This window comes from Frankia sp. CpI1-P (assembly GCF_001421075.1).
Lineage (GTDB): Bacteria > Actinomycetota > Actinomycetes > Frankiales > Frankiaceae > Frankia > Frankia torreyi.
In genome coordinates, this window is record NZ_LJJX01000037.1 from 39,390 (window position 1) to 62,730 (window position 23,341).

General features: G+C 68.6%; 9 protein-coding genes and 28 pseudogenes. 3 read left to right on the forward strand and 34 right to left on the reverse strand.

Going from position 1 to position 23,341, the window contains the following annotated elements:
* Position 1: 1 nt before the first annotated feature.
* The 23 genes and pseudogenes from FF86_RS67475 to FF86_RS36240 all read right to left on the reverse strand — a co-directional run.
* A pseudogene (locus FF86_RS67475) lies at positions 2-840 on the reverse strand (cation:proton antiporter); the annotation flags it as partial.
* 30 nt (positions 841-870) lie between these two features.
* Positions 871-1,175, reverse strand: a 305-nt coding sequence (locus tag FF86_RS67480; RefSeq protein ID WP_396229996.1) for a cytochrome P450, incomplete at its 5' end; no start/stop codon positions are given.
* A 1-nt stretch (position 1,176) separates the two neighbouring features.
* A pseudogene (locus FF86_RS67485) lies at positions 1,177-1,480 on the reverse strand (cytochrome P450); the annotation flags it as partial.
* Position 1,481: 1 nt separating this feature from the next.
* Positions 1,482-2,148, reverse strand: a pseudogene (locus FF86_RS67490) (hypothetical protein); the annotation flags it as partial.
* Positions 2,138-2,554: hypothetical protein (locus tag FF86_RS36225; protein ID WP_206778992.1), on the reverse strand; the 417-nt coding region annotated here is incomplete at its 5' end. The gene FF86_RS36225 and the pseudogene FF86_RS67490, both read right to left, overlap by 11 nt.
* 515 nt (positions 2,555-3,069) lie before the next feature.
* On the reverse strand, positions 3,070-3,145 hold a 76-nt coding region (locus FF86_RS67495), incomplete at its 5' end, for a hypothetical protein (RefSeq protein ID WP_396230003.1).
* Position 3,146: 1 nt separating this feature from the next.
* A pseudogene (locus tag FF86_RS67500) lies at positions 3,147-3,294 on the reverse strand (peptide ligase PGM1-related protein); the annotation flags it as partial.
* Positions 3,295-3,330: 36 nt separating this feature from the next.
* A pseudogene (locus FF86_RS67505) lies at positions 3,331-4,389 on the reverse strand (hypothetical protein); the annotation flags it as partial.
* A 1,584-nt stretch (positions 4,390-5,973) separates the two neighbouring features.
* A pseudogene (locus FF86_RS67510) lies at positions 5,974-6,102 on the reverse strand (phytanoyl-CoA dioxygenase family protein); the annotation flags it as partial.
* A 1-nt stretch (position 6,103) separates the two neighbouring features.
* Positions 6,104-6,280 (reverse strand): annotated as a pseudogene (locus tag FF86_RS67515) (phytanoyl-CoA dioxygenase family protein); the annotation flags it as partial.
* A 1-nt stretch (position 6,281) separates the two neighbouring features.
* A pseudogene (locus FF86_RS67520) lies at positions 6,282-6,324 on the reverse strand (hypothetical protein); the annotation flags it as partial.
* Between the two features lies 1 nt (position 6,325).
* Positions 6,326-6,681, reverse strand: a pseudogene (locus FF86_RS67525) (phytanoyl-CoA dioxygenase family protein); the annotation flags it as partial.
* A gap of 533 nt (positions 6,682-7,214) precedes the next feature.
* Positions 7,215-7,721, reverse strand: a pseudogene (locus FF86_RS67530) (radical SAM protein); the annotation flags it as partial.
* 297 nt (positions 7,722-8,018) lie between these two features.
* Positions 8,019-8,414: a GFA family protein gene (locus FF86_RS21870; RefSeq protein WP_044887113.1), complete on the reverse strand. Its 396-nt coding sequence runs from the start codon at positions 8,412-8,414 to the stop codon at positions 8,019-8,021.
* Between the two features lie 42 nt (positions 8,415-8,456).
* The coding region (locus FF86_RS67535) for a fatty acid desaturase (protein ID WP_396229997.1) at positions 8,457-8,682 on the reverse strand (226 nt) is incomplete at its 5' end.
* 1 nt (position 8,683) lies between these two features.
* A pseudogene (locus FF86_RS67540) lies at positions 8,684-9,092 on the reverse strand (fatty acid desaturase); the annotation flags it as partial.
* A gap of 1 nt (position 9,093) precedes the next feature.
* Positions 9,094-9,344: pseudogene (locus tag FF86_RS67545) on the reverse strand (hypothetical protein); the annotation flags it as partial.
* 211 nt (positions 9,345-9,555) lie between these two features.
* A complete protein-coding gene (locus tag FF86_RS21880; protein ID WP_157866970.1) occupies positions 9,556-9,918 on the reverse strand; it encodes an acyl carrier protein in 363 nt (120 codons plus the stop codon).
* A 115-nt stretch (positions 9,919-10,033) separates the two neighbouring features.
* Positions 10,034-10,207: pseudogene (locus FF86_RS67550) on the reverse strand (hypothetical protein); the annotation flags it as partial.
* A gap of 1 nt (position 10,208) precedes the next feature.
* Positions 10,209-10,940, reverse strand: a pseudogene (locus FF86_RS67555) (tryptophan 7-halogenase); the annotation flags it as partial.
* 1 nt (position 10,941) lies between these two features.
* Positions 10,942-11,181, reverse strand: a pseudogene (locus FF86_RS67560) (hypothetical protein); the annotation flags it as partial.
* A gap of 1 nt (position 11,182) precedes the next feature.
* A pseudogene (locus tag FF86_RS67565) lies at positions 11,183-11,318 on the reverse strand (tryptophan 7-halogenase); the annotation flags it as partial.
* 275 nt (positions 11,319-11,593) lie between these two features.
* Positions 11,594-11,803: pseudogene (locus tag FF86_RS36240) on the reverse strand (hypothetical protein); the annotation flags it as partial.
* A 2,056-nt stretch (positions 11,804-13,859) separates the two neighbouring features.
* Between FF86_RS36240 and FF86_RS36245 the strand changes: the two are divergent.
* Positions 13,860-14,285 (forward strand): class I SAM-dependent methyltransferase (locus FF86_RS36245; RefSeq protein ID WP_206778994.1); only part of this gene is annotated, 426 nt, incomplete at its 3' end.
* A 402-nt stretch (positions 14,286-14,687) separates the two neighbouring features.
* On the opposite strand, the pseudogene FF86_RS54565 reads toward FF86_RS36245, so the two are convergent.
* From FF86_RS54565 to FF86_RS67605, 9 pseudogenes are all read right to left on the reverse strand, one after another.
* Positions 14,688-14,918: pseudogene (locus tag FF86_RS54565) on the reverse strand (hypothetical protein); the annotation flags it as partial.
* Between the two features lies 1 nt (position 14,919).
* Positions 14,920-15,869, reverse strand: a pseudogene (locus FF86_RS67570) (aminotransferase class I/II-fold pyridoxal phosphate-dependent enzyme); the annotation flags it as partial.
* Between the two features lie 126 nt (positions 15,870-15,995).
* A pseudogene (locus FF86_RS67575) lies at positions 15,996-16,115 on the reverse strand (hypothetical protein); the annotation flags it as partial.
* Between the two features lies 1 nt (position 16,116).
* Positions 16,117-17,219 (reverse strand): annotated as a pseudogene (locus tag FF86_RS67580) (acyl-CoA dehydrogenase family protein); the annotation flags it as partial.
* 147 nt (positions 17,220-17,366) lie between these two features.
* A pseudogene (locus FF86_RS67585) lies at positions 17,367-17,781 on the reverse strand (MFS transporter); the annotation flags it as partial.
* Position 17,782: 1 nt separating this feature from the next.
* Positions 17,783-18,119, reverse strand: a pseudogene (locus tag FF86_RS67590) (MFS transporter); the annotation flags it as partial.
* A 1-nt stretch (position 18,120) separates the two neighbouring features.
* Positions 18,121-18,283 (reverse strand): annotated as a pseudogene (locus tag FF86_RS67595) (MFS transporter); the annotation flags it as partial.
* Position 18,284: 1 nt separating this feature from the next.
* Positions 18,285-18,328 (reverse strand): annotated as a pseudogene (locus FF86_RS67600) (hypothetical protein); the annotation flags it as partial.
* Between the two features lies 1 nt (position 18,329).
* Positions 18,330-18,965: pseudogene (locus FF86_RS67605) on the reverse strand (MFS transporter); the annotation flags it as partial.
* A 501-nt stretch (positions 18,966-19,466) separates the two neighbouring features.
* Between FF86_RS67605 and FF86_RS21915 the strand changes: the two are divergent.
* Positions 19,467-20,468: transposase (locus tag FF86_RS21915; protein ID WP_242419257.1), on the forward strand; the 1,002-nt coding region annotated here is incomplete at its 3' end.
* A 1-nt stretch (position 20,469) separates the two neighbouring features.
* Positions 20,470-20,588: pseudogene (locus FF86_RS54570) on the forward strand (hypothetical protein); the annotation flags it as partial.
* Between the two features lie 228 nt (positions 20,589-20,816).
* On the opposite strand, the pseudogene FF86_RS21920 reads toward FF86_RS54570, so the two are convergent.
* Together FF86_RS21920 and FF86_RS21925 are read right to left on the reverse strand one after the other, a co-directional pair.
* Positions 20,817-21,942, reverse strand: a pseudogene (locus FF86_RS21920) (transposase); the annotation flags it as partial.
* A 275-nt stretch (positions 21,943-22,217) separates the two neighbouring features.
* Complete coding sequence (locus FF86_RS21925) at positions 22,218-23,309, reverse strand: IS630 family transposase (RefSeq protein WP_044887104.1); 1,092 nt, start codon at positions 23,307-23,309, stop codon at positions 22,218-22,220.
* Positions 23,310-23,341 lie beyond the last annotated feature (32 nt).

Consider the following 23,341-nt stretch of genomic DNA (forward strand, 5'->3'; position numbering starts at 1 on the left):
NGTTCCGACGGTCAGCATCACCAGTGCGAATGCCGCCGCGCCGCCGATGGTCAGTGCCACGTCCGCCGGGCCGCCGGCCGATGCCACCGCGACGACGACGGCGAGGACTCCCCAGGCCGCGGCGTCATCGATTGCCGCGGCGACGAGGGTGAGCCCGCCCAGGGGCGTGCGCGTGATGCCCCGTTCCTCGAGGATGCGCGCCAGCATCGGGAAAGCGGTGATGGACAGCGCGCCGCCCAGGAACAGCATGAAATTCCAGCGGCTCACGTCCGGCCGGGACAGCGTGTGGTAGAAGATAAACGCGGAGCCGGCGCCGAGGGCGAAGCTCGGCACGATTCCCGAGACAGCCAGGACACCGGCCCGCCGGGTCGTTCGCCGGTCGAGGGTTCCGTGGTCGACCTCGGTGCCGACGAGGAACATGTAGAACGTGAGCCCGATCATGCTGAGCACGTAGAGCACGCTCTTCACGTTCGTGTTGAAGAGGTGGTGCTGCAGACCCGGCGCGACGGCGCCGAAGAATGAAGGGCCCAGGAGCACACCGGCCACCATCTCGCCGACCACGGTGGGCTGCCTGATCAGCCGCGCCAGCCGGCCGCACAGTGTCGTGGCCGCGAGCACGACGAACATCGCCCCGAATGCGTGGACCGTGAGGTCGAGATTCGCTTTCACGCCGACTCCAATCTCTGGTGTGAATACCTCACCCGTCGTCTCGGCGACGGTAGATACAACAGCGAGCCGGGTTAACTGGTGGGAAGCCGGGCAGCTCAGTCGAATCGATCCGCGATGAGCGCGCCGACCTGACAGCTGACCGCCGCATAACTCGACTCGACGGTCAGCCATCGCGTCAGCCGCGCCGCCGCGCGGGGCGTTTCAGCAGGTTACGAGGATGCGCGTCGGGCAGCGGTGTTCAAGTCCGATGATCCGGGGCGGCGGGCCGGAATCCTTCAGGCGGAGTTTGGGCAGCCGATCGAAGAGGATCGTCGCCGCCAGTTGCAGCTGGGCGCGGGCCACATGGGTGCCCAGACAAGTATGTGGTCCGGCGCTGAATCCCACATGCCGCCGCTGTACTCGGTCGAGGTCGAAAAGATCGGGCGCGTCCCAGCGCTCTGGATCCCGGTTCGCCGCCGCCAGATTCAGCTCCAACACGGCACCCGTGGGCAGGGCGGTTCCGCCGANAACAGTATCCCGGGTCACCAGTCGGCGCAATACCGGGTCGGTGGGTTCCCAACGGATGACTTCCTCGATGGCCCTGGAGAGGGCCTCCGGGTCCTCTCGGACCCGGACGGCAATCTCCGGCTCGCTTAGCACGACAGCCAACAGGATGCCGAGCTGGCGCCAGACCGTCCCCAGACCGGCCACCATGAGAAGCAACAGAAGGCTTTCAATCTCGGCGGCGCTGAGGGACCGGTCGTCATTGTGCTCCCCCGCCAGTCTGCTGGCGACGAGGACGCTCATGAGGTCATCGCCCTCCTGGTTGCGGNGATCCTCAGCGATGCGATGAATCACCGCCTTCAACCGGGCCCGGCGGCGCGTCTCGCTCTCCGGATCCGGGTTGGCGCGCTGGTACAGCCCGCTGAACTCGTTGGCCTCGGCGGCGCTCAGCCCAAGGCTGGACGTAATCGTGCGCAGAGGCACGGCGTGACACAGCTCGCCGCTCAGCTCCCCTTCGCCGGCGGCCGCCAGCCTGTCGACGGCCTCCTCGACGGCGGGCGTGATCCACCGCTCGACCCACCACGGCACCCGGCCGGGGCCAAAGGCGGGCTGGATCAGCGCGCGATGGCGCCGATGCTCGTCGCCCACCATCTCCAGGATCGACCTCCCGAAGACGTCGGTGGTGACGCCTTCGTAGTAGGAGTTGGAAAAGGTCTCGTGATCCTGCAGGGCGGCGTGGACCGTCTCGTAGCTGAACGCGGAGAAATGCGGGGCCTCGTGCCGGAGCCGCGGTCGGCGAGAAAGGCCCTCGGGGACTCCGATCAAGGCCGCCACGGTTCCCTCATGTACGGGGCGTTGGGAACGCAGGCGGGCGAAGTCGTGGTGCGGATCATCGACCACCACGCCGCTCTGAAAGCTGGCTGCGTAGGCCTCGGGATCGAAGACCGGGGACGGCCCGTTGGACGTCAACATCTGCGACACCTCTTCAGCTGGCATGCGGGTCTCCCGACAGGACGGCGGCTCTGCGGCCGGGCGTGGCAAGACTCCACCCGGCCCAGTTCCACGGGTTTCCGGTCAGCGCCTCCTCGTACCCTTGGGCGACGGCCGCGAGATACGGAGCCTGATCGCCAGGGCTTTCCGGCGGGCGAATTCCCGGACCGAAATGACAGACGAACCCGTCGGAGCCCTTCGATTCGACCCAGACCGGAATCGACGTTGCCCGGGTGCGCGAGGCCAGCATCGAGCAGCCGTCCGAGGTCAGGAAGTCCGCGCCGGCCAGGGTGAAGGGCGTACGGGCCGCGCCGGTCCCGAAATACACGTCGGGGAAGAACACTGTCGCGCCGCCCCGGCGGGCGTGGCGGACCAGCTCCAGAAGCGCGGTCGGCGACAGCATCACGACCTCNGGCAGGATCTGGTCGAGATGCTTCGAGCCCGCCTCGAGCACCAGGNCCATCAGGGCGTGCAACGGGAGGTCGCGGCCGGCAGCGAACGACGCCAGCGCTGGCAGGACCGTCATGTAGCTGCCGATGTGGAAGGGCACGAACACAACAGCCCCCTCGGCGAGGGCAGCGTCGGCGTGTTCGGTTCCCTCGAAGGTGATCAGACTGGCGAGCTCGCCGCCGAAGGCCAGGACGTACATCCAGTCGAGGCTGACCCGCTGGCGCCACCGAAGATGGTGGTCGAAGAACGACTCGAATTCGATCTCGGCGCTCAGGGCGCTGCCCTCGAAACGCCGCGCGACCTCCGGCCNCAGCCGCTCCTGGTCGCCCAGCGGAGCCCTCGTCCGCTGCCCGAAGGCGCTCTGCAGGTCGGCGAGAAGGGCCCAGGCACGCTCCCGGCCCAGATGGGGAAGGCAGTCCAGCAGCGGGCCGTAGGTCCGTATGGGATCAGGTTGGGAGCGGTCGAACAGGCTGGGCATCATGGCGGTGTCACCCCCGCTTCGAACACGGAACGAGTGGTCGCCTCAAGCTCGCGGGTTCTGGCGCGGGTGCCGNCGAGTACCAGCATTTCCGTCGTCGGCCCCGCGTCCGGGCCGGCCCCGAGCACCACGACCCCCTCGCCGGTGGCGTGGGAGAAGGCGAGCCCGGACTGGCGTAGCCGCGAGACGGCGGCATCGAGCCCCGTTCCGGGTACGTCCCGCAGGGAGCTGACGGCGGCGCGGTCCGCATAGTCGTCGCNGAGCAGCGCCGCCGCGACCGAGTGCAGGACCAGGCCACCGCCCCATCGCGCGTTGATCTCGTTCAGCAGCACCTCGCCGCCGTCGGCCCGCACGGCATCTACGTTCAGGAACCCGCGGTAGCCGAGTCGGGCGACGGCATCCGCCAGCCGGCCCGCGGCGCCGGACGTCACAGTCAACGCCGCCAGCGGAAGGTCGAGCGGCAGGTCCAGACCGACCCACACCAGCGACCGGGTCCGGGGATCGGTGTCACGCCTCAGGCGGATGTTTCCGCCGTCCACGAAACGAGCCCAGCCGTCGGGGCCGACCTCGTATTCGAAATAGCACTGGTGGGTCGTCGAATAATATGCCTCGACGGTGACCGGTTTCCGGCCGCCGGAGCTGAGGTCGTCCCATAGGCTGGCGCTCAGGCCGGCGATGTCGGAGGCATGGATCGTCTCCCGGCAGCCCGGCAGGACGTCGGCCTCCTTCAGGCTCAGGGCCACATTGCCGAATCCACCGGCGCCGTCGTCGCTCTTGAGAATCACCGTGCCCGTCTCGGCGAGCAGGCGCTCTATCGACGGCCCGAGCCGGGGCGCGCTCGCGACCACCGCGCCCGGGGCGATGGGCAGGTCGAGGCCGGCGGCTAGCTGCCGGAAGTGCGACTTCCGGTTGAACAGCTCCATCCCGCGCTGGCGGAAGAAGGCGGCCCCGGCCAGCGCGACGCCCAGTTCCTCCGCCAGGTCGGTCACCCCGATGCTGGCGAAACAGGGCAACAGGCGCCAGGACGACGTTCCGGCGAGGTGGGACCGAATCTCCTCCAGCAGGTCCGGCGAGACGAGGACCTCGTCGTCGAGCAGCCGCGGTCGGCTCACCACCGACACGGTCGACGCATCGAAGCCGAGGACGGACCCAATGTAGTCCATCAGCTCCTGGGGCATCGGCACCGGGCTGACGATGACGTCGCCGGGGCGGGCGAACCAGGCATGGCGCAGGCAGGTCATGGTGACGTCCCGGCCCACCTCGCGCTCACCGGGAAATCGATGTTCCGTTCCGACGTTCAGGATTATTACCTTGGCCATCAGCACCCGCTCCGGCCACTGGACGACGCGCGATTCTTCATCGCCTCACTCCCCTGGGCCGAAGAAGTTCACGGCCGGAAGGCTGCCATCGGTCTGTTCGGNCCACCCGATGTTCAACATCTTGGTGCGCAGTTCAGGCGGGCGTTCGGTCTGAATGAGCACGAGCCACGGCTGCTGTTCGGCCAGCAGAACCCCCTGCTGCGCATACGCGGCGAACTTGTGGCGCAAAATCTCGCGCATGACGGTCTCGTCGGGCTCGGGCAGCGCCTCGTAGTAGCTGCCCGGCCGCCACAGCCGCCGCATCGTCTCGATCTCTGCCCGCCAGTCCTCGGCGTCGAAATAGCGGTCCGGCTCCCGCAGGACCCGCTGATGGACGGCCGCTGACAACGGCGACCACGACGCCGCGGACAGATTCGTGACATGCAGCATGTTCTCGGGCAGCACCCGTGGCTGCGGGCGCCCGTCCTTGGGCGCGGCCCGTTGCTCGGTCAGATAGCGATGGGCACCGGCCAAGAGGAGCCGCCGTCGTTCGGTGAGCGCGTCCTCGTCCAGCGGGCGCGGCTGTGGGAGGAACCGCCACAGGTAGTCGTCCTCGTCGGTGTCGGCGACGACGGCCCAGACCCTCGTCGGGATGTCCGCCGCCTCGAGCCCCCGGAACAGGTCCCGCAGCCGTCGCACCTGCCGGCTCAGCACACTGCCGTTCAGGTGCGTCAGCAGATAACGCTCCGGCTCCGCCGTACCCAACCTCCGGTAGTCGGTCGGCGGACACACAAAGAAGGCCAGCCGCAAAAAGCCGTCCCGCGCGATGCTCGCGAGCACCGCGGCGGCCACACCCGCTGGGTGGTCAATGGCCTCGTCCGCCGCCCGCGGTGCCGGGGCGGCGTCACCCGCGTGCCATTCCCCGAGGATGGCCAGACTCACCGCGGCTCTTCGATACTCCTCCGTGGTCAGACCGGGATAGTGGTCCGCCAGCCGCGCCGCCCGCTCCCGGACCTGATGGAAGTGGGGCAGAAAGCCATCGACGGCCTCGCGCAGGCGTTTGTACGCCTTGTCCAGCCGCTTGCGCTCGGGGGCCGCGGCCGGGCCGGACGGGTGAGCGGTCGTCGTGCCATGGGACTCCCGGCACGCCTGGAGCAACCGTTCCNCCTCCTGAACGAAACGGTCATTCTGACTTTCCACCAAGGTCACAGCCGCCGGTGCGCCGTCGGACGAGGCCGATTCCGGCCGCTGGGACGGCGGACGGGGCCCGACCACGCGCCTCGCCTCGTGAATCCGCGTTTCAAGCAGCGACCGGGTCCGCCCCACGCGGTCGCCGAATCCCTCAGACGGAGCCATCGGACGGCACCCGCTCGCGACCGTCACCGCCGACCACGAACGTCAAGGTCTCCCCGCCTTGGTCGTGCCCGCCTGGAGGCGGTCCATCATGCGTGCGGTCATCTCGGCGACGTCGGTGTCCCCGGTCGGCCTGGCCACTCCGACCTGGCTGTTCACGGCCTGGCACCGGGCGTCCCACGTTTCTCGGCCCCGGAAATCCATCGAGGTCTTGGGGTCGTAGGCGGGCCACGGCCGGTAGCGGTTGACGCNGGGCACGGGCCGCCCGCGGGCCACGATCGGGTCGACGTAGAGGCCGGTGTCCCCGAGCTGGGTCGTCGTCCGGATGTAACCGATGTCGAGGCCCCGGCGCCAGCGGCCCGATTCGTTGCCCTCGGAGCCNTGAATGATGGCGGGATGATGCACGGACACGTCCCCTGGCCGCAGTATCACGTCCACGGCAGCCTCGTCTCGGACATACCGCGCATCGATCGACGAACACAACATGTTGGGAACGTCGTCGCGCAGCACAATGTCGGCCAGGTCCAGCTGGTGAGTGCCGGGGATCATGCGTAGACAGNCGTTCGCGGGGTCGCAGTCGTCGAGGGCCAGCCACACAGTCAGNGCCTCCATGGGCCGCAGGTTCCAGTAGGCCCCGTCCTGGTGCCAGAGCACCGCCTGGCCGTCTCCGGGCGGCTTGCAGATGTAGTGGGCCGTGAAGCAGGCGATGTCGGGGCCGAGAAACGACTCCGCCAGGTCGAGCAGCCGCTCATCGGTCACCAGGCGAACCCAGAAGGCGTCGTCGCGCATCAGCGGGTGATGCAGGTGCTCGGGTCGAAAATTGGGGAATCGATGAAGGAGCCAGTCCACATGATCTCGGGCCTCGGCGACCAGGTCGGTATCAAGGATGCCAGGGAAGATGGCGAAGCCGTCCCGTTCATAGGAATCCAGTGCCCGGGTGTCGAGCGACGTGGTTGACACGCGCTACCTCTCTGTATGAATGAACACAGCCAATCGGCGGCTACCCGTCAGGTAGCGGACTACTTCCGTCTGGCTATGCGCAGCTGGTCGGCCGCCGAGCCATACTGGCGGTCCAGAACTCTCGTCACCCGAGCCCAGTCCTCCAGGGTGTGGATGGAGAGGATCTGCTCTACCACAAAGGGGTCGTTACGCCAGGCCAGCGCGCGTTCCCAAAGCGCGGTAAGCGGTTCTTCCCTGACATTTCCGACCTTGGCCTCGAAGTTGGTGNAGGCGCGCAGCTGGCCGTCCGGCTCCAGATGGGCCAGACCCCCGTCTTCCTCGACCAGCGCGGATCCCGGCAGGAACGACCGGGCATCGGAGACTGACACCGAGACCCCGTTCACGGCCGCGGCGGCCAGGGCATCCGCGGAGTCGAGCAGTTCCTGGAGCATCGGCTCGGCCAGCAGTTCCGCCGCCTCGAACCGTTCCTCCTGCGCCAGGCCCTCGGGGATGACGCCACCGAAGCGGATGGTGTCGAGGGTCGGGAAACGCGNGGCCATCTCCCTGACGAACTGGTCCAGCCCGTTCCGGCCGGTCCGGGTCACCGTGTATTCCAGCCCGAACTGGAATGCTCGGTCGCCGGCCGCCTGTCGCTGCCGCTTGACGCGGTCAAGCACCTCAAGGGACCGCATCGCCCGCTCGAACGAGCCGGGACGGCCGCGGATCTGGTCGTGCACCTCGGGCCAGGCCCCGTCGATGCTGATCGCCACTCCGGAGGAACAGTCGGCGAGCCTGACCGCGGTCTCGACATCCATGAGCCAGCCGCTGGTGAAGACGGTCACGGGCACCCCCGCCTGTTCGAGGGCGGCGGCGGCCTCGCTCCACCACGGCACCAGCAACGGCTCACCGCCGCCGAACGACACCCGGTCCGGGCCGGCGGCGAGGATGGCGCTGACCACCTCCCACATGCCCGCGGTGTCGAGGACCCGGGCCGGGCGTCGCCCCGACTCCGAGTAGCAGTGGGCGCAGCGCAGCGGACAGGCGTAGGTGACGTCCCACACNACCCGCTTCAGCGGAGCCATGAACCAGGTGGTCGACGCCGCAGCCCGGCGCGGGAGGTCCTCGTGGTGCGGATCACCGGCTCCACTGGCCACCGCACCCCTTGTCGGTGCAGCAAGGTCTGTTTTCACCAGATACCTCATTCCTTGGCGAGTAGCCGTGCGCGCCGAGCGATGGAGCGCGCTTGATCTCGGCTCCTCGGCCTTTCGCCCCGGTCTTCTCCCGAGGGATCGCCCACCCGGTCGTTCCGTCGCATTGGAGCCGTCCGTCGACGCCCGTCGGGCAGCGCGGAGCGATTGTTATTCGGTCAGGACGTGCTTTCCGGCCGCGATGCTGGCCTCCCAGTTCTGCCCGTCGAACTCGACGTAGTCGATGGAGGCGGCCGCCGACAGGTCGAGGCATCGGGCGTTGACACTCATGTGTGTCTCCGGATGCGACCGCGGCCGGTAGAACGGCATGATGCCGCACACCGCACAGAACGTGTGGTCGGCCACCCGGTTACCGAAGCGGTAGGGCTTCAGAAATTCCTGGCCCTCGTGCAGCTCGAAACGATCATTGGGGACCATTAGCTCCTGGTGGCCGGACATGAAACAGATCCGACAGTTGCACAACGTGATGGTCAGCGACCGGCTGGCCGCGGCCCGAAAGCGCAGGTGGCCGCAGTGGCACTGGCCATCGTACCAAAGGCGTTCCATTTCAGCTCCTCGTTCCCCACGTGGGCAGACCTTCCTCGCTGGCTACTCCCGTGCGTGCCCGGCTCCGCGCAGGGACCTGAGGAGGCCGAGGTGGAACGCAAGGTAGGAACGTTCCCGCCGGTACTCGACGCCCCGCATGGCCTTGTGTAGAAGGGGCAGGTTGACGGCGGCCACCCAGGGCACAGCATGGTGCTCCGCGTGGTAGTTGGCATTCCAGATGACGAAGCGGATGAGGGGGTTCGACCGCACGGACCGGCTGTTGCTGGCCNAGTCGGGGCTGCCCCGGAGCCCGTAGTGCTCGGGCAGGCTCAGCAGCAGCGTCGCGGGCCCCGACACCACCAGCGGGAGCCAATAGCAGAGCAGCAGCGGCATCGGGGCCAGCACCGTGGCGGCGATGACGACGGCCAGCCACGCGCAGATCACCTGGCTGTCGGCGACCGTGGCGGACCACCGGTCGGGGCGCTGGACGCTCCGCGGGAGCCGGTCGCGCCGCCGCAGCGCGCCCGCCACCGAGATCGACAGGACGAACCGCCAGTAGCCGACCGCCAGCAGGCCTGCCAGATACTGGCGTACTCCCGCGTAGCTCGACCCAGACTCGGTATCGCCATTCACGCCGGCGAACCGGTGATGCAGCAGATGCTGGTACCGATAGACCGAGAAGTTCAGGAGGACCGGTGTNCACCAGGCGGCGCCGAGGATCCGGTTCCCGCGCGCCGAGCGGACATGTGTGCGGTGGACGCAGTCGTGGGCGGCATTCAGGAAGCCGGCCAGAATGAAGCTCTGCGCGCAGACCGCGACCAGCGTCAGTCCCCAGTTCCCGACGACCAGCGTCAGCGCGCAACAGGCCGCATAGCCGCCAAGGATTGCCACCGCGCGCAGCGGCACATGGCCGGCCTTCGGCTGCCTGAGCTCGAAGGGAACCGACGGCACGNCCGTCGCCGCCGGACGCGGCGGGTCCGGGGCTTGGCCGAGGTCGGCCTGGGCGCCGCCGCTCACCATCGCTGAAGCCTCGATTGTGGGTCGCTGTGCGTTGCCAGGTTCCGCGGTCAGGCTGATCTCCCCTCACTGCCGTCAGCGGAAAGCCGGGTCGATGGCCCCGGACCGAGGAGGTGATTCGATCACGTGCGGACCACGCAGGCGCCTAGTCGCGGGCGGCCACGTCGACATCACGGGGTTTCTCGCCCAGGCTGGCTGTCTCCTTCGGCCGGGTCGCCAGGACGATGGCGTCGACCACGTCCTGGAGGGTCCTGATGCGCCCCATGTCCACCTCGGGGGGAACAGCGCAGGCGAACTCCTCCTCAAGGGCCGCGATCAGGCTCACGGTGTCCAGCGAGTCGAGCCCCAGCGCCGTGCCCTCCCCGCCGCTCCCCTCGTCGAAAAGCCGAGTGGCGGGGGTGAGCCCGACCGGGGGGTTCAGCTGTAGCTCCGCGCCTTTGCCTTCCAGGAGCTTGACCACCTCCCGCTGGACAGCGATGAAGACGACATCATCTGGAGGTCCGCTCACTTTGCTCCTTCCGTACGACCAGGTCTGGTTAATCCCGCCGGACGATGAACGCTCGGCCGCTATGGGCCGGGCCGTCCGAGTACGACGCCGAGCCGCTAACGAACACCGGTCTCCNGCCACGGCACGCGCATGCCGAGCAAGATGGCCAGATGGCCGTCCACGCCGAACATAGAGTTACGCTGGCCCATCAGAACCGGACCGCTCCGCTTATACTCCTCGATATAGGGTTCGAGGTTGCCGAGCGGCGTGTCGTTGCGGGCCATCTTCCAGAACGGCGTGTTCAGCCGGGNGTTGAACCGGTAGTGCATGGCCAGGAAGTCCTGGATGTCGATCCACTGTTCCGTGACGGCCTCGTTGTAGGCGTCGATCGCCTCGGCACCCGACGGGCCGGAGGTGGCGACCGTCTCGGCCAGCCGCATGGCCTGCTGGCAGATGAGCTGCAGGTTGGTCGCCTCCAGCGGCTCGATGAAGCCGCAGGAGTTGCCGACGGCGACGACGTTGCCCACCCACGACCGACGGATGCGCCGGGTCTCGAATCGGATCACCCGGAGGGTGGCCGGGGCGACCAGCGGGTTCTTGCGCAGGAACTCGGCGGAGGCCTCCTCGTCGTCCGCGAAGGCACTGCAGTAGACGTACCCCCGGTTGACCAGGTGCTCGTGCTCGATTTGCCAGGCCCAGCCCGAGTCCATGGTCTCGACGGTCGTGTAGAGCTGGATCGGCTCGTCGCCGCGCTGCCAGCCGCCGACCACAGCGCGGTCGCAGAACAGGTGATCCCGCATGGAGACGTAGGGTTCGCCCAGCGTGCGGTGGATGAGCTCCCCCCGGAACCCGGAGGCGTCCACGTACAGGTCGGCCGACATGCGCGCGCCGCCCTCGATCAGCACACAGTCGAGCCCGGCGTCACTGCGCTCGGCGCCGATCACCTTCCCCTCGACCAGGTCACCGCCGAGCTGCTCGAAGAAGCCCTCGAGGTACTCCACGAAGCGCTGGTTCTCGACGTGGTACCCCACCCGAGTCCGGCGNGTGGTGGCCGGGAAGGGTGACTCGTCCCGCGCGTCGGTCAGGTGGTAGTAGCCCCAGGGCTTGTCCGGGCCCGGCAGGATCTGGTTGTCGAAATCCTCCTCGAAGGGATAGTCAAAGTAGGGCCGCGGCCCCCACTCGAAGCGGATGCCCAGCTTCACCGTCGGGTTGGTCGAGGCCAGGAACTCGTCGCGAGGCACTCCGAGCGGGCCGTGCAGCATCCGGGGAGTGTCGGCGAAGGTGNCCTCGCCGACCATGATGTGCGAGAGCGCGCTGGATCGGACGACGGTCACCTCGGCGCCGGGAGCCAGCTGGAGGAGAGCTATCCCGGAGAGGAGGCCCGCAGTTCCGCCGCCCAGCACCAGCACTTTCTGCGTCATCTGTTCTCCTCTACCGTCAGCGCCATCGCGAGGCGATTCGCGCCGCCCGCTCCGCGTTTCCTGAGCCGCTCATGCACTGGCGGTAGGCGGCGAGAGACTGGTTGATCCCGTCGGCGGGGCCCCGTCCGTCAGATCGGTCGGGGCCCGTTGGTCCGGGCGTTGGTGCACGTGTGGCTTCATCCCCGGGGCCGGCGAACCGCGCGACCTGACCGTCCGCGGCCGTTTCTCGCCCGCGTGGGTTGCGCGGCACGCCGTCTGACGAGCCCACGGACCCCCTAGAGCGAGCTCGCGCCCTGCTGGGCAGGAATCCCGGCGATGGCTCCGCACCAGTCGCTGTGCAGGTGATACGCATCGACGACTGCGCGGCACAGCTCCGGAAGGTCCGTGACCTCCAGCGTCCGAGTGATCATGGAGCCGGTCATGGCCACGTGGTACTGCTCCGCGGGGTCGTCCCCGCCGACGTGGGCATGGAAGTAGGCCAGCTCNCTCCGGTCAACCGTGAAGACCTCGGCGAGGCGCTCCCAGAGGCCGTTGATCATGCGCTCCGCGTGTGCCTCGAAGCTCACCATGGTCGCCACCCGCGTCACCATGTCCATGCTCGACAGGCCGTCCAGCAGCCGGTGCAGGTAGAACTTGGTGTCGTCGGAGAACCTCGGGTCGGTCGCCTCGCCGAGTAGACGCTGGATGTCCTGGCGCAACAGCGCCGAATGGAACCGCCGCCGCGTCTGGAGGATGTCCGGCAGACCCCGCGGCCCCGACGCCATCAGGGTGCTGTTTACCGCGGTCTCGTCGGCGACCAGGAAGGATCCCACGACCAGGGTGATCTCTTCCGCCTCGGTGAAGTCCATCCCCGCGTGGATGTGGTGCAGGGCAAGGTCGCGCTGGGCCGCCGCCTGGAGATAGGGAAACGCGATCGACATGGCCAGGTACTCCGGCAGCAGGCGCTCGAGAACCTGGCGGTCGAGGGGCCGCTCGAAGGGATGGATCGGCACCGCCTCGACCATGATCGCGTCGAGCTGCTCGCGGATAAGGGCGGGGTCATACGTCAGTCGGCTGCTCTGCTGGACCATTCATCACCAATCAGTCTCGCGCCGCTACTCGGACCGGTCGTGTTGNTCGTCTCGGATTGTTTCGGACTATTTCTGGCCCTGGCTCGCGCTGCCTCGACCGCGCCGGGCCCTCGTGGTCCGGGCTGGGAGGGCCGCCCCGCGACCGCCTCTCGGTGCCAGACGGCTCTCAGGCACGGAGAGGGCCGTGGGACGAGGAGAACCGACCCGGGGCACGTCATATCGACCGCGTTCTCAGATCGGACGCCAACCTGAACACGGTGGAGCGACGCCGATACGTAGAATAGGCCCGGCGTTGGGTATCAAAAGAACGCAGCCACGAAGACGGCCACTCGACAGAAATGACAGGAAAGAAGTCGGTCTCGGCGGCGATCTGAGGGTGAACGCCCGCCGCGTTTCGCTGAGGGCACGGCGCAGAGTACCGCGTGATTCTTCTCGTCAGGGTTGAGCGCGACACGAAGACTTCGCCAGTTTTTCGCATGGTTCACCCACCTCCGCGTTCAGTAGCACAGTCGCGACTGCCGCGATCAACCTATGTATCAGCGGGCCGACCTGGAATTATTGACTGATCNCCAGTCCGGCTCGGCGCTCTTTCGGCAGGTCGCCGTTGATGCGGCGAGAAGCACCGCTGTAACATTAGGCCGAAAACCGAAGCACCTGCAGACTATGTTATCGACTGACATCCGTCAAGGTATTCGATCGACCCTGGTCGCGCGACCATACACCGCCCCCAGATTACTTAGCGTCACCTTTCGGCGATTTGTTCGCCTTTCCCATGGAAGATCGTTAGCGGGGCGTCATAGATAGCAGAGCGCTGCTGAGCTGNGGAGACCGGGGTCGCCGGGAAGCCAAATCCGGGCGCGGCGCGGAGAACGTTCATGCCGCAAGGTTCCGGTGAGTATCCGAACGCGCGCCTACCCCGCGAAACCGAGTGTTACCCAGATCACTGTCAACCGGATGAGGTGCGGATGAGTCCGCGCAGCGGTCAGTGGCGCCCCGAAAGATCATCGGAGTGCGCCAGACCATGGGTAGGCGACTGCCTCATCGCGCTCTGACCTGGCCGACCGCCGTGGCCAACCCTCGCCTCATCGATGCCGGCCAATTTTCCGAACGGTGAGCCAAGGCCCTTGCATGCCCCCCGCGACGAGGCGATGATTGGCGTCGGGATCGTCGTTGCTTGACCGTTGTTGACAGTAGGTGCGGCCGATGCCCTGGCACCAGGCGCCACGGTCGTCTGATNGTCCGGGCCCGTTTGATGGAATCTCTGCTTCGGGTCGGGCCCCTGGCGGGGAGGCGCCGCCGCTCTCGCCGCGTGGTTGTCGTAGAGTGCCAGCCACCCGTGCCCAGCCCCAGCTCAGTCGTCGACGGCGGCGAGTTCGGCCAGCGCCGCTTCACGATGCGCGCGCCGCGAACGCGGCTCAGCCGCGGGTGATGATCCCGAGACGCCTAAGGATTCCCAGGTCGGAGGTTACGGATGAGCAAGGCCACGCTCGTGAGCCGGCACTACGAGACCTTCAGCGAAGGTCCCCGACTGCGGGCGTCGCGGTTGCGTCGGCTGGAGTTCCAGACCACAGTCCGGACGCTGCACCGCTGGCTGCCGCCGACCGCCACCGTGCTGGAGCTGGGCGCCGGCCACGGCGCGTACTCGTTCCTCCTGGACCGGATGGGCCATCGGGTGACGGCCACCGACCTGCTGGCGGACAACGTGCGGGCCATGGCCGAAAAGGCCGAGCGCCACGGCCGTCCGTCGATCCGCGTCGAGCAGGTCGACGCCAGCTCCCTTGCCGGCTTTCCGACGGCCAGCTACCAGGCGGTGCTCTGCCTCGGGCCCTATTACCACCTGCGCACCTGGGAGCGGCGCCGCAACTGTCTGGAGGAGTGCCGCCGGGTGGCCGACGCCNCGGGATTCGTGGCGGTGTCGTACATCAACCGGGTGCTGGCGGTCGACTTCCTGCTGCGCAGCGGGCGGCCCCTGTCGCCGGCGCAGTACCGGTCGATCGTCGATCCCGACGACATGCGGACCGACTACCCGGACGAGTTTTTCAACATAACGCACTTCGCCGTCCCGGACACCNTCGAGGCGGAGCTGCGGTCCTGCGGCCTGACGGTGGTCGACCATGTGGGAACCGACGGGGTCGCCGGGTTCTTTGCCCCGTCCGTCGAGACGCTTACCCGCGAGCAGTTCGCCGCCTTCCGGGACTACCACCTCGCGAACTGCGGCCAGCCGGCGCACCTGTACGCGAGCGCCCACGGCCTGGTAATCGCGCGGCCGGCCTGACCGCGAGCCGCCGGGCCGGGGACGCTATCCGGCGTCGGCGACGGCGGTGGCCATGCGGCGGAGCGCCTCGACGAGGACCCACGGCTCGGTCGCGAAGTTGAAGCGCGCGAACCCGCGTCCAGGGGAGCCGCAGTCCGACCCTTCGAGGAGCGACACCCCGGCCAGCGCGGAGAAGAAGGCGGCGGGCTCGGTCCCGCCCAACGTGAGCCTGCGGCAGTCGAGCCAGGCGAGGTAGGTCGCTTCCGGCGGCCGGTANGTCACCTCCGGCAGGAATTCGGCGAGCAGGTCGCCGAACGCCCGACGGTTGGTCGCGAGGCCGGCCAGGACGCGGCGCAGCCAGGGAACGCCGTCGCGGAACGCGGCCGTGCTGGCGATCGCGCCGAGCACGGAGGGCGTCTCCCGATCGAACCGCCCGAGGCCTCGCCACTGCGCCAGGTCGTCGTCATGGCTGGTGATGAGCAGGGCACAGCGCAGCCCAGCGATGTTCCACCCCTTAGACGCGGAGGTGGCCGTCAGGGTGTGGCTGGCGGTCAGCGGCGAGAGGGCGGCGTAGGGCTGATGCCGCCGTCCCGGATAGACGAATGGGGCATGTATCTCGTCGGCGAAGACTCGGCCACCGCGGGCGTTGACGACGGCGGACAGCGCCAGCAGCTCGGCCGGCGTGAACACCCGGCCCACCGGGTTGTGGGGATTGCACAGCACCACTAGGCCGCCGCCCCGCCGGAACGCGCCGTCGATCCCGTCGAGGTCGAGCTCGGGACGCCCGTTCACGTCGACGAGTGGAACGGGAAGCACCTGGCGGCCGAGGAGGCCCGGCACGGCCAGGAACGGCGGGTACGCGGGGACCGGCACGATCACGGCGGATCCGGGTGGGGTGTACCGCTCGATCGTCACCCGCAGGCCGTGCAGCACGCTGGGCACCGGCTGGATGAGCGCCGGGTCGACCGCCCAGCCCTGGCTGGACCACAGCCAGCCGGCGCAGGCTTCCCGCAGCCGCGCGTCGAGGGCCGCCGGCAGGTATCCCACCAGCCCGTCCGTGACCGCCCGCCGCAGCGCCTCCAGGACCGGCGGGGCCGTGCCGACGTCCATCTCCGCGGTGCCCGCCCCGATGGCGCCGGCCCCGGCCTCCTCCCACTTCAGCGCGCCGGAGCCCTGCCCCCCGGCCGGTGGGGTCACGCGGGTTCGGATCTCCACAGGCGGCAGCATCCCTTCTGAGCGGCCCCCGGATGACGTCGTTCACCTTCGAGCCTGCGAGCAGGGGCTCCGCCGGTCAGCCGAGCGCGCGGGACCGCGGCGCGGACCGGCTCAGGTCTGGATGGCGGGCGGCAGACNGAGGGCGACTTGGCCGATGTACTCGTAGACCTCGTTCGGCGAGTACGGCTGCATGAACGGCCCCGCGCGCACATCGCGATACATCCGAGACAGCGGGCTGGAGCTGAAGTACCCGCTGCCNCCCGAGATCTGGAGCGCCTTGTCCACCACATCGATGGCCTTGCGATTCACCACGAGCTTGGAGCACTGGAACTGGCCCTGGATCGCGTAGAGGTCCTGGATGTTGAGATCCTGAGGCGCGACGTTCGCGACCCGCTCGTCCAGCAGCCGCCCGGCCCAGGACAGGTGCGCGCGGCAGGTGGCCAAGTCGGCCTCCATCTCCGCCACCGCGTGCTGGATGCCGTACCGGTGGGCGACGGGGGCGCCGCTCGGCTGCTTCGTGCGCGTCCTAGCCAGGTCGATGGCCAGGTCCCGGGCCGCCTCCGCGATGCCGACGAAGGCCGCGATCAGCCCGAGGTTGGTGACGGCGCCAAGCGAGACGCCCATGACGCCACCGCTGTCCCCCCAGCTGGCGCCGGACATCATCGACGACTCCGGCAGCAGGCAGCCATCGTACACGGCCCCGTTGCTGCCCGACGAGCGCATCCCGAGGGTGTCCCAGTCGTCGAGGAACGTCATTCCTGGAGCGCCGCCGGGCACGATGGCGAAGCCCGACTCGTAGGTGCCGTCACCGCGGGCCGTGCGGCACGAGACCAGCACCAGGTCGGCCGCAGGGGAGAGAGTGCCGAAGGTCTTGCGACCACTGAGCGACCACCCCTCGTCGACCTTGGTGGCCTCGGTCATCGGCCAGCCCATGGTCGTCCCGGGCTCGGTGTTGCTCGCGGCGGCGATGAGACCACTGGCCATCTGCTGCAGGAGCCCTGCCATGGCCTCCGTCTGGGCCGCGTTGTCGGTCCCCTTTGCCAGGCGGTGCAGGAAGTCCGCGGCCCAGACGATCGAGAGGTGCATGTTGATGGCGATGGCCGTCGACGGATCGGTCCGGCCGAGCCGGTTCATTCCCAGCGCCAGGTCGTGGACCGAGCGAACGCCGAGGCCGCCGAACTCCACGGGGACCGGCGCGCTGGTGAAACCGCTTGCCTTCATCTCGTCGAGGTTCTGCGTCTGGAACGTGGCGGTGCGGTCCGCCTCAGGCACCCGTGGCGCGAAGTCGGCGGCGTGCTTCTCGGCCAGTTCCACGAACCGCGTTCCGGCGGCGGTGACGGGCAGCAGCTCAAACTCCGGCACAGCGAAACCTCCCTATGGGTTGTGGACGCCAGATCGACTCGGCGGCCCGCGGATATCTCCCGAGCGGTCAGATCGGGCCACCCGGTTGACGGTGTCGAACACGCGGACCAGACCCGAGGCCGCCGGCCGCGGCGGCGAGCGTCTGGCTCAAGCGGCGACCTCGCGCAACGGCTCGGGGACCGCGGCCTGCGCCCGCAGCGGGCGCACGACGGCGACCGAGATGAGCACGGTCAGTCCGACCAGGCCGGTGGCGATGAGGAATGAGCGGTCATAGCCGTGGACGACCGCGGCGTGTTGCAGCGCAACGGTGAGCTGGCCGTGGTGGTCGTCGGCGAGCTGCCGGGCGCGGCTGTGCGACACGTGCGCGGCCACCGTGGACAGGAGGGCGAGCCCGGTCGAGCCACCGATCTGCTGGCAGGTGTTGAGCAGGGCCGCGGCCAACCCCGACTCTCCGGGGCGCACCCCCGCCACAGCGGTGAGGGTCAGCGGGACGAACGAGAAGCCGAGCCCGGCGGCCATCAACAGCAGGGCCGGGAGCGTGCCGCCATACCCGCTGCCGGGGNTGAGCCGCGACAGCCACAGCAGGCCACCGGCCGCGCAGACCGGACCGATCAACAGCGCGGCCCGGATTCCGATCCGTCCCACCAGCCGCGCGGCGACCTGGGACATGATCACAATCGTGGCGGACATCGGCAGGAAACCGAGCCCGGCCATGATCGAGCTGTAGCCGAGGACGTCCTGCAGGTACTGGGTCATGAAGTACAGCGAGGCGAACATCGCCGCGCCGAAGCAGAGCATCATTCCATAGGCCGCGCAGCGGTTCCGGCTGGTGAAGATGTCCAGCGGCATGAGCGGCCTGCGGGCGCGGGTCTCGATGACGACGAAGACGGCGAGCAACGCNGCGGCAGCGACGAGGCAGCCGACCGTGCCGGGGCTGGTCCAGCCATGGTTCGAGGCGTTGGTCAGGCCGTAGACGAGCAGGACCATCCCCGAGGTGACGGTGACGGCTCCCGGCACGTCCAGCCGGCCGCCGGCCTGGCCCTCGGACTCTGCCAGCACGCGTGNGGCCAGGAGCAGCACGACGAGGGCGATCGGCACGTTCACGAACANCACCGCGCGCCAGGACACCAGCTCGGTCAGCAGCCCACCCACGAGCAGTCCGATGGCGGTTCCGGCGCCGGAGATCCCCGCGTAGACGCCCATCGCCCGGTTGCGCGCGGGGCCCTCCGCGAAGTTGGTCGCGATGAGGGAGAGCGCGGCTGGCGAGGTAAGCGCGCCCCCGGCCCCCTGCGCGGCGCGGGTGACGATGAGACAGACGTCGTTCTGGGCGAAGCCGCCGACGAGGGACGCCAGGGCGAAGACAGCGGTGCCGGTCATGAACATCCGCCGCCGGCCGAAGAGGTCACCGGCCCGGCCGCCCAGCGGCAGGAGGCCCCCGAAGGTCAACGCGTATGCCACGGTGACCCAGACGAGATTGGCGGTGCTGAAATGCAGCCCCCGGTGTATCGCCGGCAGCGCGACGAAGACGATGGTGGCATCAAGGACGATTATCAGCTGAGCGGCGGAGATCGTCGCCAGTGCGAGCGCGGAATGACGACTACGGGTCATGGTTGTCACATCCTCCGATAGACTCCGCGCAGGACCGCGCTGAAGCGTCCCGCGAAATCTTACCCAGTCGAAGGTTTTCGGCATATACCGTGCGTTGAGCGGCTCCCTGGAGAAACAGGATCCCGAGAAGCATACCATTATCCGGCGATTAAAACGGCACCTACTGTGCCAGCCCTGCCTACCAGCAAGGCATNGAAGACCTCGACGGGTTTCAGTCAGTCCGCAGTCTGCCGTGGCCTTCCGTTTGGTTACGCGGTCACTATACCAAGGCCCTCCTGGGGCCGCAACGACGAACCCGGGCACCTTCGGGAAATGCCTGCGCAACGGTCCGCCGATGTTCTTGTTCAGCACGTCTCATCCGGCGGCGCCGCTCGGGCGGTTAACGCGCTCCGATCAGTCCACTGCCTGGGCTTTTACGCTCCAAGTCTGCACCAGCGGATCACACGACCTGCGGCGCCCCGGCGGCCGGATCCTCCGCCGGAATCCCNGGCCTCGACTTGCGTCCGATCGCTCAGGATCTGTGGCGCGACACCGTGACCGGTGTCCATTCAGGGGTGGGTGGCCGTAGGTCGCTGACCTTGGGGTTTGTGTTGGCTGGACACGTCGCTGGTGTTGCTTGATCGGCGTGGTTGGGTGTGGATGATCGGGGTTGTGTCTGAGCCGTCCGGGTCGTGGGAGCCGCGTCTGGTGGCGGCCGAGGCGCGGATCGAGGAGCTCGCCGCGGGTCAGGCCGAGGTCGTGGCGATGAACACGCGGCTGCGGCGGGTTATCGCGGACGGGGCTGAGCGGCATGAGGTGGAGCTGGGCGCGGCGCGGGCTGAGCGGGACCGGGCGAACAGGCGGGTCGCCGAGCTGGAGCTGGAGGTCGCCGAGCTGCGGCGGCGGTTGTCGATGGACAGCACGAACTCCTCTGTGCCGCCGTCGAAGGAGCCGATCAGCGCGAGGGAGAAGCGGAAGGCTAAGCGGCGGGCGTCGTCGGAGCGGGTCCGGTGGAAGGAGAAGAAGCCTGGTGGGCAGCCGGGCCATCCGGGCTCGGGGCTTACGCGGGAGGCGGAGCCGGACCGGTCGTTATCGGCGGACCCGCCGTCGGAATGTGCGTCGTGCCAGGCGGATCTGTCCGACGCGGTGGTGCTGGCGGACGGGTGGGCGCAGGTCTGGGACCTGCTCGAACCGGTGCTGGAGAAGGTCGAGTGGGTGCTGCCGCGGCGGCGCTGCGCGTGCTGCCGGAAGGTCACCACCGCGGCTGTTGCGGGGGTGCGGCACGCGGCGGCGGGCGGCGTGGCCTATGGGCACCGGCTGCACGGCGCGGCGGTACTGCTCGCCTCGGAGGCGAACGTGCCGGTCGAACGGGCCGCGACGGTCATCGACGCGCTCCTCGGAGTGCCGGTCTCGGCCGGGTTCGTCGCCCGCGCGAACGAACGCCTCGCTGGGGATCTTCAGGCCGCCGGGTTCGACGAGGCGATGAAGGCCGCGCTGCGCGGCGAGCCGGTGCTGTGCGGCGACGAGTCGCCGGTCAACGTGCTACGCAAGGATCGTGACGAGGCCACCGGCGCTGTCCTGTCGGGCACCCCGCACCTGCTGGTCGTGCGCACCCCGACGCCCGGGCTGGTCTGGTACGCGGCGATCAGCTCCCGGTCGTCCNAGGCGATCGACGCCACCGGCGTCCTCACCGGCTGGCACGGCCTGTTCACCCGGGACGACTACGCCGGCTGGCACCAGTATGACCCCACGCTCGCCGGCGTACAACTGTGCTGTGCCCATTATCCGGATGTCGCTGTTACCTCGACTTTCGTAGTTATGCAGCGTCGGTCTCCCACGCCAGCCGGAGGGTGTGGATTTCTGCTGGTGTCGGCTGTTCGGGGTGTGTGAGNTGATATTTGGTGGTGATCAGGACGCGGCGGAGCTTGGCGGCCATGTCGGCGGTGGAGGGGTGGGTCTTGGTGGTGTACCAGGGGGTGCGGTCGCGGCGGTCGGTGACGTCGTCGGGGNGGTGGCCGGTGGTGGCGTACCAGCAGGTGGCCAGTGTCTGGCAGGCCAGTCCGAACGGGACGGTGCGTTCGACCGCGCGGGCGACGCGGTTGTGGGCCTGACCGACCCGGAAGATCTGCTTGGCGTCCTCGACCGCGACTTCCATGGACCATCTCGCGGCGTACCGTTCGATGATCTGGGCGGGCCTGGCCAGGGTGTCGGTGGTGACCAGCGCCAGGTCGTAGGTGCCGGCGCGGCCGGTCTGCTCGCGGATGAGGATCACGGTGACAGGTCGGGCGCCGAACACGCCGTACCACAGGCAGCGCGGGGCTGTGGCCTGGACGATGGTGGTCTGGCCGTAGCGGGTCACCGTGGTCGGGGTGAACACGGCGCCGGTGGCGAGCTGGGCCAACGATCCCAGCCGGTCGCCTTTGAGCCGGGGCCGGCCGCGTTTCCCGGTCCGTGGTGGGGCCGGTGCGAACAGGGCCGCGTCCTTGCGGAGCCGGGTGGTCCAGGTGACCTGGGCGGGCAGGGTGCGTAGCTCGTCGCCGGCGTAGGCGGCGTCGGCGACGACGTGCAAGCGGCGGCCGGGCAGGGCGGTGGCCAGCTGTTCGACGGCGCGGGCGGCCAGCCACAGCCGGGAGGCCGAGGTGGTGTCCTTACGCACGAGGCGGGCGAGCACCGGCAGGCAGACCGGCCGGTCCAGCATCGGCAGCGTCACGACGATCCCTACGATCACCCAGTTGTTCCCGAAGCCGACCTGGCGGGCGTCGCGCGCGGAGCCGTCGTGGAACCAGCCGGCGGCCCACACCTTCTTGCCGGCGCGGTGGAACAGGGTGTCGTCGACCGCCACCAGCACCGGCGCCCCGTCCACGATGAGCAGCCGCACGACGAGGCGGGCGAGGACGGCGCCGAGCTGGGCCGGGTCCCAGCGGGCGGCGGCGAAGAACCGGTGCGCCCGGTCATGCGGCCACAGCCTCGACAGCCCCGCCCCGACCAGCATCCCGCACACCGTGCGGCGGCCCGTCGCCGACAGCATCCCGGCGACCAGCGCGCGGAAGGTCTGGAACGTCGGCGCGGTGAAACACGGCCGGAAACCCTCCAGCAGCACCGCCAGCGAGACGGGTATCGTGACATCCGGGAGCATCGGCGTCCAGCTTTCGAGCCGGTATTAGGAAGCGCCGATGCTCCCGCCACCAGCCTCCCGAGCTTCCTGTTTCCCCGCACGCCACACCGAGCCGTGCCACTGGCGGAAACATCCACCCCAGCTCGATGAACGCAATCAGCACACCTTCACCGGCAGCCACCGGCGATCAAGGAAAAGTGCGAAAGTCGAGTGTTATGCGGCGCTTGGCGCACAACAAAGCCCTACTAGTAGACTGTAAACCAAAATTCTTTCCGATGATACATAACCAAATGTCGTCACAAGTTGTTGGCGAGCAGTTTCCTGAATTCCCGGTGGAGTACCTCCACCTTGGCTACGATCTCTTCTGCGGTGGCTGTCCACTCGAACGGCTGGGCGTCCCAGTTCCAGTTCTCGACATAGTTGTTGATGGTGTTGACGAGGTCCTGGACCGAGACGAACGCCCCGTGCTGGAGTGCGTGCCGGGTGAGAATACCGAACCAGTTCTCGACCTGGTTGAGCCACGAACTGCCGGACGGGGTAAAATGGAACGTGACGTTCTTGTGCCTGTGCAGCCATGTGTCGACGCCGGGGCCGCAGTGGGTGGCCAGGTTGTCGACCACGACGTGGAGCTCCGCACCGCCGTATTCCGCGATGACCTGGTCCATGAACGTGAGGAAATCGGCCCTGGTGTGGCTGGGGAAGCACCTGGCGGTGACCCGCCCTGTCCCGACGTCGAGGGCGGCGAACAGGTCGGTCGTGCCCTTCCGCTGGTAGTCGTGCGTGCGGGTGGCGACCCGGCCGGAGGCGACCGGCCGCGGTGGCTGCGTCCGGTCGAGTGCCTGCACCCCAGGCTTTTCGTCGATCGACAGCACCTCGGCGCCCTCGGGGGGATCGAGGTAGAGGCCGACGACGTCCTCCACCTTGGCCTCGAAATCCGGGTCCGCCGAGAGCTTGAAGACTCGGTGCCGGTGCGGCTGGAGATTGTTCTCCCGCCACAGCCGGGCCACGAAGGTGTGCGAGACCGACACTCCCTCGCGGCGTTTCAGGTACCGCGCCATCTCGGCGCTCGTCCAGTGGCTCAGTCCGGTCTCCGGTGGAGGGGTGGTCCTGGTCAACGCCAGGATCCGCGCCCGTACCCGCCCCGGGACCTCCCGTGGCCGCCCCGGGGACACCCGGCTCACCAAGCCGTCCGGCCCCTCCTCGTCATAGCGCGACAGCCACAGCCGCACGGTAGGCTTCGACGCGCCCGCCTTCTCGGCTATTTCCCGCACCGAGAATCCTTCGTCCCGCCATAGCACCATACGGGCGCGGGCAGCCGCAGACCTGTCGTACCCACCGCCTCCAACCAAGGACTCGAGAATATCGCGTTGACTATCAGTTAGGATCATGTGCCCAATTTACCCACACTTTTTCTAGCCTA